Raw genomic sequence first — 20,180 nt, 5'->3', positions numbered from 1 at the left:
CCTCCCGCGGCGATGCACGAAACGAAGGCACCATGAGCCAAGGCCCACGCTCCACCCAAGCTCCCGCGAACCTGGTCGTGGTCATCATGGCCGGCGGCGCGGGGACGCGTTTCTGGCCGCTCTCGACGGAGAAGCGCCCCAAGCAGTTCCTCACGCTCCTCGGGGAGCGCACGCTCTTGCAGCAGAGCTACGACCGGGCCCGCGGGCTCGTGCCGCCCGAGCGGATCCTGGTGCTCACGAACGACCGCTTCGTGCCGCTCGTGCGCGAGCAGCTGCCGGAGCTCCCGGAGCGGAACACCATCGGCGAGCCGTGCCGCCGCGACACCGCCGCGGCAGTGGCCCTCGCCGCGCTCCTGGCGCAGCAGCGCTTCGGCGCCGCGGTGATGGCCGTCCTCACCGCCGACCACCTGATCCAGCCGGTCGAGGCGCTCCAGGAGACGATCCGCTCCGCCGCGCGCGCCGCCGCGTCGAGCGACACGGCCCTCTACACCTTCGGCATCACGCCGGCGTACCCCGCGACCGGCTACGGCTACCTGCACCGCGGCAAGCTCCTCGAGCAGGACGGCCCGGTCGGTCACTACGAGCTCGAGCAGTTCCGAGAGAAGCCGGACCTCGCCACCGCCGAGGCCTACGTCGCCTCCGGCGAGTACTCGTGGAACAGCGGCATGTTCGTCTGGAGCACGACCGCGATTCTGGCCGAGCTCGCGCGGCACGTGCCCGACCACCTGACCCACCTGCGGCCGGTAGCCACCGCCGACGGGACGCCGGGCTTCGCGGACGCGCTGCGAGCTGGCTTCGAGCCCCTCCGATCCATCTCCATCGACTTCGCCGTGATGGAGAAGGCCGCGGACGTGCGGTGCGCGGTCGCCCGCTTCGACTGGAGCGACGTCGGCGGCTGGCTCGCCCTCGAGGAATTCCTCGAGAAGGACGCGAGCGAAAACGCCCACCGCGGCGCGATCCACACCGAAGAGGCGGGCCGCAACCTCGTCTTCTGCGAGGACCCGACCGAGCACGTGGCGCTCGTCGGCGTCCGGGACCTGGTGGTGGTGCGCACCGGCGACCGCACCCTGATCGTGCACCGCGACCAGACCGAGCTCGTGAAGACGCTCGTGAAGAAGCTCGACGAGAACCTGCGGTGACCAAAGGGCCCGGGCGCCAAGCGTCCGCGGCGGCCAGGAGGAAACGATGAGCGCGCCAACCAGACTCGAGTGCTTCAAGGCCTACGACATCCGAGGACGCGTCCCCTCGCAGCTCAGCGAGGAGCTGGCGATGAAGATCGGCCAGGCCTACGCCGCGGTGGTCGGGGCGAAGCGCGTGGTGATCGGTCACGACATCCGCCGCTCGAGCCAGGCGATGGTGGCCGCGCTGGTGGACGGCCTCACCTCCTCGGGGGTGGACGTGGCGCTGATCGGCCTCTGCGGCACCGAGGAGGTCTACTTCGCGACGGCGCACCTGCAGGCGAGCGGCGGCATCATGGTCACCGCCAGCCACAACCCGGCCGACTACAACGGCATGAAGCTCGTGCGCGAAGGGTCGCGCCCGATCAGCGGCGACACGGGGCTGAAGGAGATCGAGGCGGCCGTGCTGGCGGGGGTGACCCCTCCCGCGGGAGCACGCGGCAAGACCGAGGAGGTCTCGGTCCGCGAGGCGTACGTGAAGCACCTGCTCACCTACGTGGACCGGGCCGCGCTCAAGCCGCTCACGATCGTGGCCAACGCGGGCAACGGCTGCGCCGGTCCGACGCTCGACGCCATCGCGCCGCACCTCCCTTTCTCCTTCGTGCGGCTCTACCACGATCCCGACGGGAGCTTTCCGAACGGAGTGCCGAACCCGCTCCTCGTCGAGAACCGCACCGCCACGCGGGAGGCCGTGCTCGCGGCCCACGCGAATTTCGGCGTGGCGTGGGACGGGGACTTCGACCGCTGCTTCCTCTTCGACGAGCAGGGGAACTTCATCGAGGGCTACTACATCGTCGGGCTCCTCGCGCAGCAGCTCCTCGCGCGCAGCCCCGGCGGCAAGGTGATCCACGACCCGCGCCTGACCTGGAACACCCTCGACCTCGTGAAAGCGGCGGGCGGGACCCCCGTGCTCTGCAAGAGCGGCCACGCCTTCATCAAGGAGCGCATGCGGGCGGAAGATGCGATCTACGGCGGCGAGATGAGCGCCCACCACTATTTTCGCGACTTCTCGTACTGCGACAGTGGCATGATCCCCTGGCTCCTCGTGGCGCAGGCCGTGAGCCAGCTGGGTCCGCTCTCGGCCCTCGTCGAGAACCGCATGGCGCGCTTTCCCGCCAGCGGCGAGATCAACCGGCGCATCCCCGATGGGAAACAGGCCATCGCCGCGATCCGCGCGCGGTACGAGCCCGCCGCCAAGAACGTGGACCAGACCGACGGGATCAGCCTCGAGTACGACCGCTGGCGCTTCAACCTGCGCATCTCCAACACCGAGCCCCTCATCCGCCTGAACGTGGAGGCCCGCGGCGATGAGACGCTCATGCGCGAGAAAACCGAGGAGATATTGAGCCTCTTGGCCGAGCTGGGGGCGACGGAGGAGAGCCACTGAAGCGGGCTTCTTGGGGGCCGTCCCTCCCTCGCGGGCCCGCGTCAGATCGATCTAGCAACCTCCCTCGATCCTTGGGTATGGTCCCCCCCGTCGAGATGAGCGGCCACGTCGCCCACGCTGAAGCTCCACGCCGGCCCCGGCTGGCCATCGCCATCGGGCTCCTTCTCGGCCTGGCCATCGCCTCCAACCTGTACCTCACGCAGCTCTACGTGCGGGTCCACGCGAACCCGGGCGCCAAGGTGGACAGCTTCTGCGCCGTGAGCGAGAAGGTGAACTGCGTCACCGTCGCCCAGAGTCGCTACTCGGCGCTCTCCGGCGTGCCCATGGCCGTCCTCGGGGCCGAGTTCTTCGCGCTGGCGCTCCTGGCGCTCGTCGCCTCCGCCTGGGGACGCTGGAGGGTCCGGCACTGGGACTCGGTCCTCTTCGCCCAGCTGCTCCTCGGGCTCCCCATCTCGATGGCCATGGCGCACCTCTCGGCCTTCCAGATCCAGTCGGTCTGCCTCCTCTGCGTCACAGTGTACGGCTCGCACTTCCTCGCGCTGGCCATCCTCATCGTGGTGCGGCGGCAGCCGCTGAAGGAGTTCGTGCGCCTCGGCCCACGCGAGCTCAAGAAATGGCTCGGCACCGGGGCGGCCAAGGGCTTCGTGACCCTCGTGCTGGCCGTCGGCCTCTCGCAGTTCCTCTGGGCGCCCAAGGTCTTCGGCGTGCGGGCGAGCGACGCCGATCCCGTCAGCGGCGACCCCTTCGCCGGCCTGATCCAGGGCCCCATGACCCTCGGACCACCCGACGCGCCGATCAAGATCGAGGAGTTCTCGGACTACGAGTGCCCCATCTGCGCGCGCGGCCACGAGGTGCTGGTGCAGGTCCTCAAGCGCAACCCGAAGGTCGTGCACTTCCGGCACCGCGACTACCCGCTGGACCAGGCCTGCAACCGCAAGATGCAGGGTCCCCTGCACCAGCACGCCTGCCGCGCCGCCGACTACGCGCGCTGCGCCGCCGAGCAGAAGAAGTTCTGGCCGTTCGTGGCGCTCCTCTTTCACCGCCAGGACGCCCTCGCCCCCGAGGAGCTGCGGGCCCACGCCAAGACCGTGGGGCTCGACCTGAAGGCGCTCGAGCAGTGCGTCGGCACCGCCGAGACCCGTCAAGCGGTCCTCGACGACGTCGAGGAAGGGATCAAGCGCGACGTGAAGGGGACCCCGACCTACGTGATCAACGGAGAGACGATCGTCGGCCCGCACGATGTGGAATTCTGGGAGACGAAGATCGCCGAGCTCCTGAAGAAGAAATAGAAAGGACCCGCTCCATGGCCCTCGCCGCCGCCAAGGCCCGCCTCGCCGCGCTCCGCACCGAGATGCAGCGACACGGCCTTCACGCCTACTTCGTTCCGAGCATCGACCCGCACCAGAGCGAATACGTCCCCGAGTGCTGGCAGCGGCGCAAGTGGCTGAGCGGCTTCAGCGGCTCCGTCGGCGACATCGTGGTGACGCAGAAGCACGCGGGGCTGTGGACCGACGGGCGCTACCACCTGCAGGCCGAGCGCGAGCTCGCCGGCACCGGCTTCCAGCTCTTCAAGCAGGGACTTCGGGAGGTGCCGAGCCTGCCGGAGTGGGTGAGCCGGACGCTCGGGCGTGACGAGGTCCTCGGCGTCGATCCGAACGTGCTCTCTCGCCCGCTCGCGGAGGCGCTCGAGGCCGCCGCGACCAAGGCGGGGGGACGCCTCAAGCTCCTCGAGACCAACCTGGTGGACCACATCTGGCAGGACCGCCCGCCGCTCCCCGCCGGACCCGTGCAGCCGCTCAGCCTCGAGTACGCGGGAGAGCCGACCTCGGAGAAGCTCCGGCGCGTGCGCGAGGCGATGCGGCGCAGCGGCGCCGAGGCGCTCGTGCTCACGGCCCTCGACGCCATCGCGTGGCTCTACAACATCCGAGGCCGGGACGTGGACCACAACCCGGTGGTCATCAGCTACGGCCTGGTCACGTCGAAGGAGGCCACGCTCTTCGTCGCCGAGGAGAAGGTCACCCCCGCGCTGCGCAAGGCGCTGGGCAAGAAGGTGCGGCTCTGCCCCTACGAGGAGATGGGGCCCGCGCTCGCTCGCCTCGGCAAGGCCAAGGCGAGCGTCTTCGTGGACAGCCTGAGCGTGAACCAGTGGGTGCTCGGCAAGCTGAAGGGGGCCAAGCTCACCATCGAGCTCTCGCCGATCTGGCGCCTCAAGGCGCGCAAGAACCCGACCGAGCTGAACGGCATCCGGCGCGCGCACGTGCGGGACGGCGTGGCGGTCGTGCGCTTTCTCCACTGGCTCGAGGGAGCCGTCCGGAAGGGCGGCGTGACGGAGATGACCGCGTCGGCGCACCTCACGGCCCTGCGCGCGGAGGGCGACCGCTATCAGGCCGACAGCTTCGAGGCCATCTCGGGCTATGGCCCGCACGGCGCGATCATTCATTATCGCGTCACGCCCGACCAGGACGTGCCGCTCCGCCCGGAGGGGATCTACCTCATCGACTCGGGGGGGCAGTACCTGGACGGGACGACCGACATCACGCGCACCGTGCTCCTCGGTGGCGAGGCGACCGCCGAGCAGAAGGACCGCTTCACGCGCGTGCTGCAGGGGATGATCGCGCTTTCCCGCTCCCGTTTCCCGGCGGGCACCGCGGGCCGCCAGCTCGACGCCTTCGCCCGCCACGCCCTCTGGGAGGCGGGACTCGACTACGCGCACGGCACGGGGCACGGGGTGGGCTGCTACCTGAACGTCCACGAGGGCCCGCAGGCGATCAGCGCCACGCGCTGCATCGGCATCCCCCTCGAGGAGGGGAACGTGCTCTCGAACGAGCCCGGCTTCTATCTCCCCGGTGCCTACGGCATTCGCCTCGAGAACCTGATGGCCGTGGTCCCCGACGAAGCGCTCGCGGGGCGCGAGCCGCCGTTCTTCCGCTTCGAGACCCTGACCCTGTGCCCCATCGAGCGGCGGCTCGTGGACCGGGGCTTGCTCTCGATCGAGGAGCGCGCCTGGCTCGACGAGTACCACGCCCGCGTGCGGCAGACGCTCACCCCCCTCCTCTCCAAGGACGCAGCCAAATGGCTCGCGCAGGCCACACGGCCGGTGTAGGTCGCCGGCACGTCGCGACACTCCTGCTCTCCTCTCTCGCCGTCGCCGGGTCCCTCGGCTGCGACGGCAGTGGCGGTGGGCTCCCCGACGCAATCGCCCCGGGCCCGGATCGCGGGACCCCGTCGCGAGACGCCGGCCCCGACGGCTGCGTCCCGGGGCAAGGCTGCGACGGCGGCACCTCCGTCGGCGCTCCGCTCTGCGCGCCGCTGCTCTGCAGCTCCGACGAGCAGTGCGGAGGTCCGAAAGACGATTGCCTCGTCTCCGAGGGAGGCCTTCCCTTCTGCGCGCGGGCCTGCGACGCGCAAGAGCCCTGCCCGCCGGGCTACGCCTGCAAGGGCCCGGGGGGGGTGGCCGCAACGCGCGGGCAGTGCGTACCGCAAAGCGGACGTTGCGACCGGACGGGGGAGAGCTGCGGCGCGGACCGGCCCTGCACGGGACCCGAGAGCCTCTGCGCCACGATGGGCGGCGCCGCGCGCTGCACGCGGGCCTGCGCGAGCGCGGCCGACTGTCCCCAAGGCTTCAAGGCCTGCCTCCCCGACGACGGCGGGCGAAAGGTTTGCCAGCCCCTCCCCGACCCCAGCTCGGCCAGCTGCGGTGTGCGCGCCTCCGACGATGGGCTCGGCGCGGCGTGCGCCACCGCGGGCTGCCCGTCGAGCGCGAGCGTCTGCGCCCCCGCGGGAAACCGGCTCGGCGTGGCGTTCTGCACCCGTGGCTGCGACAGCGACCTCGCGTGCGGGCCGGAGGCCTTCTGCGCCCCGCTGCCCCCGCTCGGCGGCACGCACTGCGTCCCGTATCGCTGCGCCTGCGCCGCGGAGCCCACCCCCCTCGGCGCGTCGCTCGGCAAGGCGCTCGCCCAGGTCAAGCGTACGAGCTGCGACGTGGGCCACCGCTACGGGGACCTGCGGAAGGTCTACGCCGCGTCGCTCACCGACGATCCCTTCCGGCTCTCGAGCTACAACCGCCTCTACTACGCCCCGCTCGCCGTCCCTGCCTTTCGCGCACGCCTGCTCGACCGCGTCCGGGCGGCGAAGGCGAGTCCCGAGCCCGTGGGGTCGCTGCTGCGCCTCGCCGCGGAGCTCTGGGACGAGCCCCTCCCCGACCCGCTGCCTGCCACCGCTTCGAGCCCCACCTTCGAGGAGGCCGTCGTGGAACTTCACGCGGGAGACGGCCGGCCCCGAGGCGAGCTGCTCGCGGAGCTCGCGCCGAAGGCGAAGGAGCTACCGCTCGTGCTGAAGGCGAAGCTCGTCCCCTTGCTCGTGGCGCTCCGTCGCGCCATCGCGCTCCGGCACGAGGCCCTCGCGGCGCTCCTGCCCGACGAGGGGCAGCTCCTGCGCTTCTTCTCGAACCTCCCCGGCATCTACTACCGGATCAAGCCCGGCGCGATGGTCGGTGGGCCAATCGACCTCGCGAAGGAGCTCGACCGCACCGTGCTCGAGCGCCAGCTCCGCTACGCCAAGCTGGCCGAGGCCGCGGCGGTGCTGGCGCGAGCCGTGGAGACGAGCGGCCTGCGCGAGCTGACCGTCACGGGGACGTTCTCCTTCAACCACCTGACCCCCGTCGGGCGCCTCGTGATCGGCGACGGCCGCGACCAGGTCTATCGCGCCGACGATCCCGCCTTTGCGGGAGACCTGGCTCTGCTCGTCGACGTCGGGGGCGACGACCGCTACGAGCTCGCGGTGGGGGCGAACCGCTCCGTGCGAAACCCGATCTCCCTGGCCATCGACCTCGGCGGCCGCGACCGGTACGGCTACGCAGCCGTCCCCGGCCCCTACGACGGAACCACGCGTCCGGTCTCCGACGCCGACGGTCGCGCCGCGCCGCCGGAGCCGCCGCAGAGCCAGTCGATGGAGGCGCGTCAGGGAGCGGGCCGGCTCGGCGTGGGGATGCTCTTCGACTACGGCAAGGGCGACGATCGCTACGAGAGTCTGCGCTTCAGCCAGGGCTTCGGAGAGCTCGGCGTCGGCGTCCTCTTCGACGACGGCGGGAACGACCTCTACCGCGCGGAGGCCGGCGCGCAGGGCTCGGCGCTCTTCGGCCTGGGCCTGCTCGTGGACCTCGGAGGCGACGACGAGCACCAGGGCTACACGCTCGTGCAGGGCGCCTCCCTGGTGAAGGGGGTGGGGCTCCTCGCCGACCTGGAGGGAGACGACACCTATCGCACCGAGCCCGGCAACACCTACATCCGCAAGAGCCAGCGTCGGAAGCAGGACGACTATCTCTATTCCGCGAGCCTGAGCCAGGGCGCCGCCGAGGGGCGCCGCGGCGACTTTCCGCCCGACGGGATCGCGAACCAGGTGCACTCGTCGGGCGGGCTCGGACTGCTCGTGGATCTGGCCGGCGCCGACCGCTACACCTGCGGCGCCTTCTGCCAGGGAGCGGGCTACTGGTTCGGCCTGGGTGTGCTCCTCGACGCGGAGGGGAACGACCGCTACGACGGGCGCGTCTACTGCCTCGGCGCGGGGGCGCACTTCGGGCTCGGGCTCTTTCACGACGCGCGCGGCGACGACTCCTACGGCGCGACGCTGCCGCTCGTCGGGCTGAGCCTCGGCTTCGGGCACGACTTCAGCTTCGCGTGGCACCAGGACGACGGCGGCGCCGACGACTACCACGGGGCGTGGGCCACCTTCGGTCAGGGCTCCACCAGCAGCACCGCACTCTTTGTCAACGTGGGCGGAGACGACGTCTACTCCAGCTCGCACTATTCGGGCTTCGGCGGCACCGCGGCGGGCGAGGACTACCAGAGCCCCACGCACCCGCGCCACCGCCTTCGCGTGACGGGGATCTTCCTCGACCTCGGGGGAGGCAAGGACAGCTACAGCCGCAAACCCTTCTTCTCGCCGGACCCCCTCGGCAACGACGCGGCCTGGGTCCACCCGCTGCTCCAGGGCTACACGGGTCCCGACGGAGAGCCCACCTGGTCCAAGCGCGCACCGGACCTGCCGAACAGCTTCGGCGTGGGGCTCGACGGCCCCTAAACGTCGCGACGCGCCGGCTCCTCGAAGGCCCGCTCGATCCGGCGCAGTTTTCTCGGCCCGACCCGCGGCTCGTAGCGGGCGAACTCCAGCTCCGGCACGCGCGCACCGAGCCCCTGAGCCACACGCTCCACCGCCGCGCGCACCACCGCCTCCACCTCCGCGCGCCGCGGCTCGTCGAAGACGCGGAGCTCTACGCGCAGCCGCGTCGGAGAGAGCTGGAGCACGTGGTACTCGAGGATCTCCCCCGAGGCGCGGGTGAGGAGCCGCGCCATCACGTCGGGGAAGAGGCGCACCAGCGCCCTCCCCGTCTCGCCCGCCGGCTCGAGGAGCAGCACGTCCCCCGCGCGCCCCTCGACGCGCTCGAGCGCCGTGTAGACCGAGCCGCACGGGCAGGGGACGCGCCGTTCGATCAGCACGTCGTCCAGCCGGTAGCGCAGGAGGGGCTGCGTGGTACGGACGAAGTCGGTCAGGATGGGGACGAAGCGCCCGCTGGCCTCGTCAATCCACTCCTTCTGCACCACCACGAGATCCTCGTTCAGGTGGAGCGTCCCCTCCGCGCAGGTCACGCCGAGGAAGCCCTCGGTGCACTGGTAGAGCTGGTGCACGCGCTGCGCGAAGGCCCGCGCGATGAACGCCTCGTCGAGCGGCTCGAGCACCTCGGCCACCGAAAAGACCCGGCGTGGCGAGAGCGCGAGCTTCCCGTCCACCTGGAGCTCGGCCAGGGCCCGCAGCACCGAGGCGGGAGCCACGAGCAGCGTGGGCTGCAAAGTCTGGAGTCGCGCGAGGTGCGCCTCGAGCGGCTCGAAGAGGTCGAAGTAGTCGAAGGTCAGGCGGCCCCGCCCCGTGGCGCGGTAGACGTTGCTGTTCGCGCGTAGGAAGAGCGCCACGCGGTGCCTCTCCCGCAGCGACCCCGGCAGGACGCGCGCGAGGAGTGTCCCGACGTAGAGGTCCCGCTCGCGCGCCGAGACCAGCGCCAGCCCACGCTGCCCGCTCGTCCCGCTGGAGAGGATCACGTCCACCCCGCGCAGCTCCGCGCGGAAGTCGCGCGTCTCCTCGGAGCGCAGGGCCAGCGCCTCCGCCTCGGCGCGGCCGATCCCGACGGTGTTCAGCGTGTCGAACCCCGCCAGCATGCGCGCCTTGTCGATGGTGGGGAGCGTCCCCCAGCTCCCGAGCTCCCGGCCGGCGTAGAGCGCGCGGTAGAAGGCCGAGCGGCGCAGCACCCAGGGGAGCAGGCGGCGCACCCGGCGATCCTGCCAGCGCTCGAGCGCCTCCCGACTGCGGAAGCGTCGCCACCACCGCACGCGGAGGTACTCGAGGAGGATCCTCAGGCGGCTCAGGCGACCTGCTCCCGCGAGGACCACTTCGGCAGGCCGGCGTAGGCCTCGCTGCAATGGCAGGGCACGAGCCGCGTCGCCGGGTGCGTGGCGGCGAAGTCGCGCAGGCGCGCCTGCGTCTCGGCGTAGCGCGTGCGGCTATCCAGGAAGAGCGAGGTCACGCGGTTCGGCAGCCGGGCCTCGCGCAGCCCCTTCGACAGCCAGCACGCGTCCCCGACGAGAAAGTACTCGACGCCGTCCTCGGCGCGAACGAGGGCCCCGGTGTGTCCCCTGGCGTGCCCGGGGAGGTCCACCAGCACCACGCTTCCATCCCCGAGCAGGTCGTGGCCGCCGCCGAACGCGCTCGGCGCGGCGAACGAGGCGAACGCCTCGCGAGTGACGGGGAGCGAACGCGCCTCGAAGTCCCCCGGCAGAAAGGCCGGGATGAAGCCCACACGCACGCCGGAGAAGCCGCGCAGACGGCGCACCGCCTCCCACGCGGACCGCTGGTAGACGAAGCGGGCGCGCGGAAAGTCCCGCGTCCCGCCCACGTGGTCCACGTGGAAGTGCGACAGGATCACGGTTCGCACCTCCGACGGCGCGACCCCCCGCTCCGCGAGCTGCTCGACGGCCGTGGCTCCGGGGGGCAGGTGCATGGGCATGGCGAGCGCGTAGAGCCGCTCGGGAAAGCGACGCGTCTCCTCGACGAAGCGCGCCGAGTACCCCGTATCGAAGAGCACCACGCCGGCGGTCGGGTGCTCGATCACCGCCACCGCCGAGGCGAAGCGCACGGGTCTGAGCGATCCCCCGGCCATGACGGTGAACTCAGGATGCCGACAGCTCCCTGCCTCGAGAAACCAGACTCTAGGACGCGGCACGTTCCTGCTCCTTCCACCAGGCCACGAAGCGCTCCACCCCCTCGTCGACCGACACCGCCGGACGGTAGCCGAGCTCGCTCTGCGCGCGCGAGATATCGAGGGTGCGGCTCCGGCCGAGCACGCATACGGCGTACTGCGTGAGGAGCGGCTCGCGCGCCGGGAGGAACGCGCGGTGCACGGCCTCGAGCGCGCCGGCGGCCGTCCAGGCCACCCCGAAGGGGATCCGCCGCCGCCGACAGGCCATCCCGAGCGAGCGCAAGACCCGCTCGATGAGCTCGTAGAGCCTCACCGGCGCGCCGTTCGTGACGTTGTAGGTGCGGCCGATTGCGCCCGCCTTCTCGCCCGCGAGCAACAGGGCGTCCACCACGTTCTCCACGTAGGTCAGGTCCATCCAGGTCTGCCCGTCCCCGATCACGGGGAAGACGCCGCGGCGTGCCACCCGCAGCGCGCGGGGAAAGATCGCGCGGTCTCCGGGGCCGATGATCCCCTGCGGCCGGAGCACGACGGCGCGCAGGCCCTCGCGGGCCGCCTCGGCCACCTCCACCTCGGAGAGGCGCTTCGTCTCGGCGTAGTCGTTGATCCCGCAGGCGGGGAACGGGTCGTCCTCGCGGATCCCCAGGTGGTGCTCCTGGTCGATGTAGATGCTCGGGCTCGAGACGTGCACGAGCCGGGCCCCCGCCTCCCTCGCGGCCCTCGCCACGACGCGCGTCCCCACGACGTTCGACCGCACGAACTCCGCAGTCGGGCCCCAGGCCGAGGAGAGCGCCGCGCAGTGGTAGACCACCGACGCGGAGGCGCACGCCCGCGAGACCGTTGCCGCGTCGTCGATCTCCGAACGCACGAACTCCACCCCGGCCGCCACGAGCCGCGCGCCCTCCACGGGGTCGCGACCGAGCCCGACGACCCGCCACCCCTCGGCCACGAGGCGCCGCGCGAGCGCACCGCCCAGGAAACCCGTCGCCCCGGTGACTGTCGCGTGCATCTCGCGCGCTCCCACGGTCAATAATCGAAGGCCAGGGCCGAGGCCGAGAAGCCGGCGGCCGTGGCGAGCAAGAGGACCCGGTCACCGCGCTCGAGCCTCCCCTCGCGCACGCACTCGTCGAGCGCAAGCGGAATCGACGCGGCGATCGTGTTGCCGTACTTGTGCAAGGTCTGCACCCAGCGCGAGAGGGGGATCTCCAGACGCCGCCGCATCAGCTCCATCGCGGCGGAGCTGGCCTGATGCGGAATCACGAGGTCGAAGTCCTCCACGTCCAGGCCGCCCGCGTCGGCGAGCACCCGCTCGAGGAGGGGGGGCAGGGTGCGCGCCGCCATGCGAAACGCGTGCGAGCCCTCCATGTGAAAGAGGAAGTCGGCCCGGCGCTCCGCCGTGTACTGATGCGCGGGGAGCGCGCTGCCGCCGCCGCGGATCTCCGTGAACGAGGAACCCTCGGCCCACGTTCCGCAACGCGCGGCGAGGATGCGCGACGGACGGCGCGCGAGCGGGTCGTCCTCCTCGACGCGCCCGACGACGGCTGCGGCCGCGGCGTCGCCGAAGAGCATCGCCGCCTCGGGCTGGTCGTGGTTCAGCCCGCAGCTCGCCACGTCGGCAGCCACGATCAGCGCCCGCCCGTACCGCCGCGCCGCGAGCAAGACCGACGCCAGATCGAGCGCGACGAGAAAGCTCATGCAGGTGGCGCCCAGGTCGAAGGCCGCCTTTCCCGCCCACTCCGGGCCAAGGCGCTTCAGCATCAACGCCGCGTTCGACGGGATCGGCTGCTCGGGAGTCCCGCAGGCGGCGATCAGCACGTCGATGTCGCCGGCGTCGAGGCCCGCGCTCTCGAGCGCCCGCTGCGCTGCGGCCGCCCCCATCTCGGAGGCCGTCTCCCCGTCCGCGTAGTAGCGCCCTTGCACGCCAGAGAGCTGGGCGCTCGTACCCACGGGGAGTCCGAGCCAGCCGTCCACCGTCTCGGACGGGACGTGCTTGCGGGGAAGATACCGCCCGGTGGAGACGATGCGCACGGGGAGGGGTCGCGACGCCACGGTCACTCTCCTCCGCGCGGAGCGCGGCCGCCGACGTCGAGCATGCCGAGGAGGAGCGCGACCAGGTCACCGACCACGAGACACCCACCGTACTCCGCGCGGCTGACGTGCAGCCCCAGCTCCTCCTCGAGGGCCAGCTCGAGCTCGAGGAGCTTGAGCGAGTCCGGACCCAGCGCGTCGAGCTGCACCTCGGGACGAAGCGCCTCTTCCGGTCGCTCGAAGAGCTGCGCGAGCCGCTGGCGGACGTAGGTCGAGACGCGCTCCGCCCGGGCGGCCGGGCTCGCCGCGGCGAGCTCCTCCCGCGTGGGCACCGCCACCGCAATGACCGAGGGGCGCGAGGCACTCTCGCCGACGAGGGCGAGCTCTCCGGCGAGGTACGCAGCGCGCGCTGCCCCCCGCTGGACCTTGCCGCTCGAGGTCTTCGGCAGCTCTCCGGGGCGGAGGAGCACGACCGCGTGCACCGCCACGTCGCAGGCCGCGGCCACGCGCTCGCGCACGGCAGAGGCCACGTACTCCACCGCCTCTACCTGGGTGTCGCTCGCCACCTCGGCCAGGACCGCCAGCGCCTCCATCCCCCCCCGCTCGACGGCCACCGCCGCGACGCACCCCGCTCGCAGCGCCGGGTGCGCCGCCTCCACCGCGTGCTCCACGTCCTCGGGGTGAAGGTTGCGCCCGCGCACGATCACCACGTCCTTGCGCCGGCCCACGAGGTAGAGCTCGCCGTCGCGGAGGAAACCGAGGTCACCGGTGCGCAGGTACCGCGTCTGACCGTCGCCCGCGAGCGTGGCGCCGAAGACCCGCTCGCTCTCGGCGGCGCGCCCGAAGTACCCCTGGGCCACGCTCGGGCCCGCGAGCCAGAGCTCTCCGACGGTGTCGGCGGGCGCCGGCCGCGAGCTGTCGGGGTCCACGATCACGAGCCGCTGGTCGGGAAGCGAGCGCCCGCAGCCGACCAGCGCGCGCGTCTCGGGCCCGGCCACCTCCTGGGGATCGATGCGGTGTCGCTGGAGCGCCGCCCGGCGCACGTGCAGAACGCGCGGTGCCGCCCCCCGCGCCCCCCCCGTGACGAGCAGGGTGGCCTCGGCCAGCCCGTAGGCCGGATAGTGCACCTCGGCGCGGAAGCCCGACGGTGCGAACGCCTCGGTGAAACGCTCGAGCGACTCGGCACGCACCGGCTCGGCACCGTTGCAGGCCAGCTTCCAGCTCGACAGGTCGAGCTCTCGCCGCTCCTCCTTGGGGATCTTGCGCACGCAGAGGTCGAGCGCGAAGTTCGGAAAGGGGCTCGTGGTCCCGCGGTAGCGCTGGATGGCCCGGAGCCAGCGCGAGGGCTTCTTGAGGAATGCCATCGGGGACAGGAGCACCCCGAGAAGTCCCCCCCAGATGGGCTGCAGGATCCCGCCGATGAGCCCCATGTCGTGATAGTTGGGCAGCCAGCAAACGTACACGCTCTCCGGCGTGTGCTCTGCGAGGGTGTGGATCGCCGCCGAGTTGTGGAGCAGGTTGCCGTGGCTGACCATCACGCCGCGCGGCGCGGCCGTGGAGCCCGAGGTGTACTGGAGAAAGGCGAGGGAGTCGGTCCCGACGGAGGGCGCGGTCCACGCCTCGGCGTCGGAGGTCCCGAGCTCGTCGGCCACCACCTGTTCGAGAGCCGCGAGCTCGGGCGCCACGGTGGCGAAGGCGGCGCGCATCGTCGCCACCTCGGCGGTCGTCAGGAGGAACCGAGCCCGCGCGTCGGCGGCGATGCCGAGGAAGCGCGGCAACGTGCGCGCGAGGCGGGCCGGGTCGGGGGGCCAGACGGGCACCGCTACCGCCCCGGCGTAGAGACACCCGAAGAACCCGACCACGAAGTCGAGGCCCGGCGGATAGAGCAGGATCACCCGCTCTCCCGTCGCCCCCGCGCGCACGAGGCCCGCGCCCACCGCCCGCGCCCGGAGGTCGAGCTCCCCGTACGAAAGGTGCCGCTCGCGCTCCTCCCCATCCTCGAGATAGGTGAAGGCCCGGCGCTCGGGCTCGAGGCGTGCGCGCGCGCGCAGCACCTCCACGAAGGAGGCGCAGGTGAACGTGGTCGCCGGAGGCGCGAAAGGCCCCTCGGGCGGAAGTCGCATCGCCGTCACTCCACCCCCCGCCTCGATCGGTCCATGATACCAAGGATAGCGCGCCCCCAACGACTCGACCTCGCCATCATGAGGCGCCCGGCTCCGCCACGAGGAGGCGGCGAGCGACCCGGCAGACTCCGTCGAAGGTCGGCCGCGCCATCATCGGCCGGACCTGGTGCATGAAGGCCGCCTCGCGCTCGAGGCCGACCACCCGCCGCGCGACCTCGGCCAGCATGGCGACCACGCCGAGCGAATCGCCTCCGAGCGCGTAGAAATCCGCCCGGGCGTCCAGGCGCGCCGCATCCAGCGACAGGGCGCGCGCCCAGATCTCCACCACGGCCGCCTCCACGGCATCGCGGCGGGTCGGGTCGCGGACCTCCGCCGAAGCGGGCAACGCGGGGTCCGGCAAGGCCGCCAGGTCCACCTTGCCGTTGACGGTGAGCGGGAGCGTCTCGAGCCGCACGAAGCAGCCGGGAAGCATCGCCGGGGGCAGCCGCTCCGCGAGCCACACGCGCAGCGCCTCGTCGGAGGTCGGCTCCCGCAGCACGACCCAGGCGCAGAGCGCGACCTCCGGCCCGCGGGGCCTCCCGCGCACGACCGCCCGCTCGACGGCGGGATACGCCTCGAGCGCGGCCTCGATCTCCGCGGGCTCGATGCGGTAGCCGCGGAGCTTCACCTGCTCGTCCACACGCCCGAGGTACTCGAAGCCGCGCTCCTCGGACCAGCGTGCCAGGTCCCCCGAACGGTAGGCGCGCGCCCCGTCCGAGAGCGTCACGAAACGCGCCCGGTCCGCCTCCGCCGCGTTCACGTACCCGCGGGCCAGGCCGCGGCCGGCCAGAACCAGCTCTCCGCACGCCTCCCGCGACACCGGAGCGCCGTCCGCGTCGAGAAGCGCGACCTGCGTGTTGGCGATCGGGCGACCGATCGGCACGCTCTCGCCCCCCGCGTCCTTCTCGGCGTCGAAGCGATGGACGAGGCAGCCCACCGTGGCCTCGGTGGGACCGTACTCGTTCAGGATCCGACAGGCCGCGCCGAAGCGGGCCTGCGCTCGCACCGCCAGGCCCGACGTGAACGCCTCACCCCCGACCACGAGCGTGTCGATCCCGCGCGGCCTGAGGTCGAGCTGCTCGATGAGTGAGAGGTGCGTCGGCGTGAGCTTCAGCGCGGTGGCCCCCGCGCGCGCGACCACGTCCTCGAGCAGCCGATGATCGAGCTCGCCCGGAAAGAGCGCCACGCTCCCCCCCGCCACGAGCGGCACGAACAGCGACGTGATGGACAGATCGAAGGCCAGCGAAGTGAAGAGCGCGAACCGCGTACGGTCGGTCGCCTGGTACGCACCGCGGGCCCACCCGACGTAGTTGGCGAGGCTCTCGTGCTCGAGCTCGACCCCCTTCGGCCGCCCGGTCGAGCCGGAGGTGTAGATGAGGTACGCGCGGTCCGAAAGGCGCGGAGCTTCTGGCCAGGGTCCTCCGACGGACGCAGGCTGCGGCGCGCCCTCCGCGTCACCGAGGCTCTCGAGCGGGAGCACCACGCCAGGTAACGCGACCCCCTCGAGGCGACGCGCCTGCTCGGCGCCCACCAGGCAGAGCGCGGCTCCCGAGTCCGCGAGCAGATACCGGAGGCGCTCGACCGGCTGCCGGGGCTCGAGCGGAAGCCACGCCGCACCGCTCTTCAGGATGCCTAAGATGGCCGAGACCCCCTCGAGCGTGCGGTCCGCGAGCAGCCCCACCACGCTGCCGCGACCCACTCCCTGGCGAGCGAGGGCGCGCGCGATCCGCTCCGCGTCGCGGTCCAGCGCGCCGTGCGTGAGACGCCGCTCTCCCTCGACGAGCGCCGTGGCCTCTGGACAGGCCCGCGCCACCGTAGCCAGCTGCTCCACCACCGTGCCCTCGCGAGCGAAGTCCACCGTTGGACCCGCGACGCGCGCTACCGAACGATCGAGCGCGGCCGCCAGTCGCTCGAGGAGCGCGTCGGCCCGCGCCTCCTGCCCCTCGCCGCGCGGCGCCGCCAGGGTGAGCTCCAGGTGCCGGTCGTTTTCCACGGTCACCAGCGTGAGCGGTGAGAGCGGCGCGTGAACCGGTAGCGAGTAGACCGCGCGCGCGGCGAAGCCGGGGCACGAGCAGGCGGCGAGCTCGACCCGCCCGAGGTGCGACAGGATAGCTGAGCCCAGGTAGCGCCCCCTGCGTCGCTGCTTCGCGAGCAGGCGCCGGAGGGCCACGAGGAGGAGCCCGGTGGGCAGGGCCGAGACAACCCCCTCGGTGCCGTCTGCGGCCAGCTCGGCCTTGGCCGCGAGGGCCGCGACGAGCCGCTCCTGCAGCGTCTCCCAGCTCTCGCCGCGCTTCGCCTCGAGAAAGATGGGCAGGCTCAGGTTGGCCGTGGAGGGGGGGCCCTCGTCGTGGCGGCGCAGGTCCACGGGCACCATGTAGCGCCCGCGCCCGTCGTCCAGCTCGGCGGCGAGGCGCGCCGCCAGCCGCGCCACGAGCGCGGGGTGCCTCCCCGGTACCGTCCTTCGCCGCCAGAAGAAGGCCGTGTCGTCGACGCCCGCCCCGGCGAGCGGTGAGACGCAGTCGAAGTCCACGCGAGGGCGCCGCGCCGGTCTTCCCGTGGCCCGCAGGAGGGAGTGGTCGGTCTGCCCCGATCCGGCCTTCTCCGGCTCCTCACCGCGGAGCACGCGAAAGACGTCCTTCAGCCAGAGGAGCACGCCTTGCCCGTCCATCACCCCGTGGAAGGCCCGGAAGACCAGGCGCGGCGGCGTGCCGCGAAGCAGGAGCACCTCGCAGGTCGGCCCCTTCTTCGGGTCGAGCGGCTCTCGCGTGAACGCCGCCCGCTCGAAGTCGTACCCGTCGAAGCCGGCCTCCTCCAGCTCGCGCACCGCCGGGGCCTGCCCGCTGTCTACCCACCAGCGCCCCCGGCGCACGAGACGCGCTCCGGGGCAGGCCGCGGAGGCGCGCTCCACCGCGTGGCGCAGCTGCTCCGCCTCGATGGCGCCCTCCCCCTCCACGAAGACCTGCAGGGCGAAGGGGGGCGAGAGCCGCAAGCCCGCGAGGTAGAGCCGCTCGCTCGGGGAGATCCGCCGGCGAAAGCCGGGTCGCGGGTCACCAGACATGGGGTGCATGACTCGCGCGGCACGCTCCGCCAGTCAATTCGTTCTTGACCTGCTCGGATGTTCAGTCATGCTCAGGACACGTCGCCGGCTGACCCGGCGCAACCTTCAGAGCTGACGATGAGCGACCCTACCCGAACCCGGGCCGACGGCCCGCCACGCTATTGGCTCCGCCAGGGTGACGCCGTGGAGTGGCTGCGCGGCCTCGCCGACCGCTCGGTAGAGCTCGCGATCTCGGATCCGCCCTACGAGTCCCTATATGTTCTCCGACGCCGAGACGATGTTCGTGGCCAAGCCGATCGCCGAGCGCTGCGGCTTCAAATTCTGGAAGCCTCTCGTGTGGGACAAGCAGAAGATCGGCATGGGATATCACTACCGCTCGCGCTACGAGTTCATCCTCTTCTTCGAGAAGGGCAAGCGCAAGCTCCAGGACCTCTCGATCCCGGACGTCATCGCGGCGCCACGCATCCACAAGGGCTACCCGACGGAGAAGCCCGCCGAGGTGAGCGAGGTGCTCGTGCACCAGAGCGCGAGTCCGGGAGGCATCGTGGCCGACCCCTTCGTAGGAGCGGGCAGCACGGGCGTGGCCGCAGTTCGCGCGGGCTGCGCCTTCTGGGGCTGCGACGTGAACCCCGAGGCGCTGACGATCACCGAGTCCCGACTGCGGGAGCTCGGTGCGCTCGCCGAGAGCTCGCCCCCCGCGCCGCGCCGAAGCGTCCCGACGCAGCTTCGTCTGGCCGGCGGCACCGCGCTCGAGTAAGGTGGGGCCCCCACGCGACGAGGGACGCCCGTGTGTCTGGTCTACGCGGGCGAGGGTTTCTCACCCGGCATCCTGCACATGCTCGCCGCGACGCCCATCGCCGCGTACTGCCTCCCCTCCGACGTCACGCTCATGATCCCGCCGGAGGCGGTCGCGAGGTCGGCCGCCAGGACCTGAGGATGCCAGGCGGGCGGTAATCACCGATCTCCGCGCCCATCCACGGCCCCTGGAACCGCGCTCGTAGGAATCAGTCCTCGTAGCTTCCAGCCCGTCTTCAAGAGCCAGGTCCGCGGCTCGAGCACCGGCGGGTCTCCGTCGGGCGGCACTGGCACGAGGTCCTTCCAGCCATTGAAGAAGCGGGCCGAGCTGCATGCGTCCAGGTCGCGCCGCGGCACCCACTTGCCCCGGGCACGTTCGTGCTTCCGACGATTTTTAAGCACAAACACGTCACAATGCGCGTCGTACCGAGGTGCGGGTCGTCCACTATCGGTGGCATCCGCTGCACGGCCGCGAGGTTCTGGTCTGCGTCGACGAGCGCTTCCCCGGTGCGCTTCGCTGCTTCGTTGCCGATGATCCTGATCGGTATTGTTTGGTTCCCTCCTGGATGTTCGACGCGTCGGTCTGCGCTCGCATGCGACTCGCCCCCGAAGCCCATGTCAGCTGGCAAGCGCTTGCCGATCTGAAATGTCTCGTCGAGGAAGCGGGGCCGAATACAGCGCTGGACGAGCGGTTGACGTCGGGGCGACATGCGGCCCATGAGACGACAAACTCGACCCCATCAGCTGGTGCTGGGATCCGCGCGTCCGACGCTGCCGACCTGGAGGTCGCTGCCCGGCGAGTGTCGCGACGAGGTCATGCAGTTGCTGGCGCGCATGATCAAGGAACAGGTCCGGTGCGAGCGCGCCGCCGCAAGCGCTCCGGAGGTGGACGATGAGTGACAAGGTCGGCGAACGCCATCTGCGACGGAAGGCCATCCTGTACGTGCGGCAATCGACGGCTCAGCAGCTCAGGCACAACGAGGAGAGTCGGCGGCTACAGTACGCGATGCGGGATCGTCTCGGCACGCTCGGCTGGCAGGAGGCCGAGGTTATCGACGAGGACCTCGGACGGTCTGCCGGGGGTCTGGTCGAGCGTGCCGGGTTTCAGCGGTTGGTCACGCAGGTGACCCTGGGCGAGGTAGGCGCGGTAGCGGCACGCGAGCTGTCGCGCTTCGCCCGCAACAGCCGGGACTGGCAGAAGCTGATCGAGGTCTGTCGTTACGTGGATACGCTCTTGGTCGACCAGGATGCGGTCTATGACGCGCGACAGAGCAACGACCGACTGCTGCTCGGGCTCAAGGGCAGCCTCAACGAGTATGAGCTCGACCTG

General features: G+C 71.8%; 15 protein-coding genes and 1 pseudogene. 9 read left to right on the top strand and 7 right to left on the bottom strand.

From position 1 onward, the window contains the following. Positions 1 to 32 precede the first annotated feature (32 nt). From IT371_06750 to IT371_06730, 5 genes are all read left to right on the top strand, one after another. On the top strand, positions 33 to 1,139 hold the full coding sequence (locus IT371_06750) for a mannose-1-phosphate guanylyltransferase (protein ID MCC6747339.1): 1,107 nt from the start codon (positions 33 to 35) through the stop codon (positions 1,137 to 1,139). 46 nt (positions 1,140 to 1,185) lie between these two features. Continuing rightward, on the top strand, positions 1,186 to 2,565 hold the full coding sequence (locus IT371_06745; protein MCC6747338.1) for a phosphomannomutase: 1,380 nt from the start codon (positions 1,186 to 1,188) through the stop codon (positions 2,563 to 2,565). Between the two features lie 95 nt (positions 2,566 to 2,660). Beyond that, complete coding sequence (locus tag IT371_06740; GenBank protein MCC6747337.1) at positions 2,661 to 3,854, top strand: thioredoxin domain-containing protein; 1,194 nt, start codon at positions 2,661 to 2,663, stop codon at positions 3,852 to 3,854. 14 nt (positions 3,855 to 3,868) lie between these two features. Continuing rightward, a complete protein-coding gene (locus IT371_06735; GenBank protein MCC6747336.1) occupies positions 3,869 to 5,668 on the top strand; it encodes an aminopeptidase P family protein in 1,800 nt (599 codons plus the stop codon). After that, positions 5,638 to 8,643, top strand: coding sequence for a hypothetical protein (locus IT371_06730; GenBank protein ID MCC6747335.1), 3,006 nt, complete (start codon positions 5,638 to 5,640; stop codon positions 8,641 to 8,643). Before IT371_06735 ends, IT371_06730 begins: the two co-directional genes overlap by 31 nt. Here the strand turns inward: IT371_06730 and IT371_06725 are convergent. The 6 genes from IT371_06725 to IT371_06700 all read right to left on the bottom strand — a co-directional run bounded on the left by IT371_06725 (position 8,640) and on the right by IT371_06700 (position 18,064). Next, positions 8,640 to 9,980, bottom strand: coding sequence for an adenylate cyclase (locus IT371_06725; GenBank protein MCC6747334.1), 1,341 nt, complete (start codon positions 9,978 to 9,980; stop codon positions 8,640 to 8,642). The genes IT371_06730 and IT371_06725 overlap by 4 nt on opposite strands. Continuing rightward, complete coding sequence (locus IT371_06720) at positions 9,977 to 10,834, bottom strand: MBL fold metallo-hydrolase (GenBank protein MCC6747333.1); 858 nt, start codon at positions 10,832 to 10,834, stop codon at positions 9,977 to 9,979. The genes IT371_06725 and IT371_06720 overlap by 4 nt, the downstream gene beginning before the upstream one ends. Beyond that, a complete protein-coding gene (locus tag IT371_06715) occupies positions 10,821 to 11,816 on the bottom strand; it encodes an NAD-dependent epimerase/dehydratase family protein (protein MCC6747332.1) in 996 nt (331 codons plus the stop codon). Before IT371_06715 ends, IT371_06720 begins: the two co-directional genes overlap by 14 nt. Positions 11,817 to 11,833: 17 nt before the next feature. After that, the gene (locus IT371_06710; protein MCC6747331.1) at positions 11,834 to 12,856 is read right to left on the bottom strand and encodes a beta-ketoacyl-ACP synthase III; all 1,023 of its coding nucleotides are present in this window, start codon (positions 12,854 to 12,856) and stop codon (positions 11,834 to 11,836) included. Between the two features lie 2 nt (positions 12,857 to 12,858). Further along, positions 12,859 to 14,958: a fatty acyl-AMP ligase gene (locus IT371_06705; GenBank protein ID MCC6747330.1), complete on the bottom strand. Its 2,100-nt coding sequence runs from the start codon at positions 14,956 to 14,958 to the stop codon at positions 12,859 to 12,861. Positions 14,959 to 15,034: 76 nt separating this feature from the next. Next, positions 15,035 to 18,064, bottom strand: coding sequence for a non-ribosomal peptide synthetase (locus IT371_06700; protein ID MCC6747329.1), 3,030 nt, complete (start codon positions 18,062 to 18,064; stop codon positions 15,035 to 15,037). Between the two features lie 108 nt (positions 18,065 to 18,172). On the opposite strand from IT371_06700, the pseudogene IT371_06695 reads away from it, so the two are divergent. Then, positions 18,173 to 18,812, top strand: a pseudogene (locus IT371_06695) (site-specific DNA-methyltransferase). A 30-nt stretch (positions 18,813 to 18,842) separates the two neighbouring features. Next, a complete protein-coding gene (locus IT371_06690; protein MCC6747328.1) occupies positions 18,843 to 18,989 on the top strand; it encodes a hypothetical protein in 147 nt (48 codons plus the stop codon). 20 nt (positions 18,990 to 19,009) lie between these two features. Here IT371_06690 and IT371_06685 read toward each other — a convergent pair whose 3' ends face one another. After that, complete coding sequence (locus IT371_06685; GenBank protein ID MCC6747327.1) at positions 19,010 to 19,258, bottom strand: hypothetical protein; 249 nt, start codon at positions 19,256 to 19,258, stop codon at positions 19,010 to 19,012. Positions 19,259 to 19,567: 309 nt separating this feature from the next. Between IT371_06685 and IT371_06680 the strand changes: the two genes are divergently transcribed. Together IT371_06680 and IT371_06675 are read left to right on the top strand one after the other, a co-directional pair. Continuing rightward, positions 19,568 to 19,750 (top strand): hypothetical protein, encoded by a 183-nt coding sequence (locus IT371_06680; GenBank protein ID MCC6747326.1) that lies wholly within the window; start codon positions 19,568 to 19,570, stop codon positions 19,748 to 19,750. Then, positions 19,743 to 20,180: recombinase family protein (locus tag IT371_06675; protein ID MCC6747325.1), on the top strand; the 438-nt coding region annotated here is incomplete at its 3' end. The genes IT371_06680 and IT371_06675, both read left to right, overlap by 8 nt.

The sequence above is a fragment of the Deltaproteobacteria bacterium genome (assembly GCA_020848905.1).
Lineage (GTDB): Bacteria > Myxococcota_A > Polyangia.
This window is presented reverse-complemented; position numbering and strand designations above follow the sequence as displayed.

Excerpts from the sequence above, each read along its gene's own strand:
- IT371_06745 (MCC6747338.1), top strand. The coding sequence starts at position 1,186 with ATGAGCGCGCCAACCAGACTCGAGTGCTTCAAGGCCTACGACATCCGA.
- IT371_06750 (MCC6747339.1), top strand. The coding sequence starts at position 33 with ATGAGCCAAGGCCCACGCTCCACCCAAGCTCCCGCGAACCTGGTCGTG.
- IT371_06705 (MCC6747330.1), bottom strand. The coding sequence starts at position 14,958 with ATGCGACTTCCGCCCGAGGGGCCTTTCGCGCCTCCGGCGACCACGTTC.
- IT371_06700 (MCC6747329.1), bottom strand. The coding sequence starts at position 18,064 with ATGCACCCCATGTCTGGTGACCCGCGACCCGGCTTTCGCCGGCGGATC.
- IT371_06740 (MCC6747337.1), top strand. The coding sequence starts at position 2,661 with ATGAGCGGCCACGTCGCCCACGCTGAAGCTCCACGCCGGCCCCGGCTG.
- IT371_06715 (MCC6747332.1), bottom strand. The coding sequence starts at position 11,816 with ATGCACGCGACAGTCACCGGGGCGACGGGTTTCCTGGGCGGTGCGCTC.
- IT371_06680 (MCC6747326.1), top strand. The coding sequence starts at position 19,568 with ATGAGACGACAAACTCGACCCCATCAGCTGGTGCTGGGATCCGCGCGT.
- IT371_06730 (MCC6747335.1), top strand. The coding sequence starts at position 5,638 with ATGGCTCGCGCAGGCCACACGGCCGGTGTAGGTCGCCGGCACGTCGCG.
- IT371_06735 (MCC6747336.1), top strand. The coding sequence starts at position 3,869 with ATGGCCCTCGCCGCCGCCAAGGCCCGCCTCGCCGCGCTCCGCACCGAG.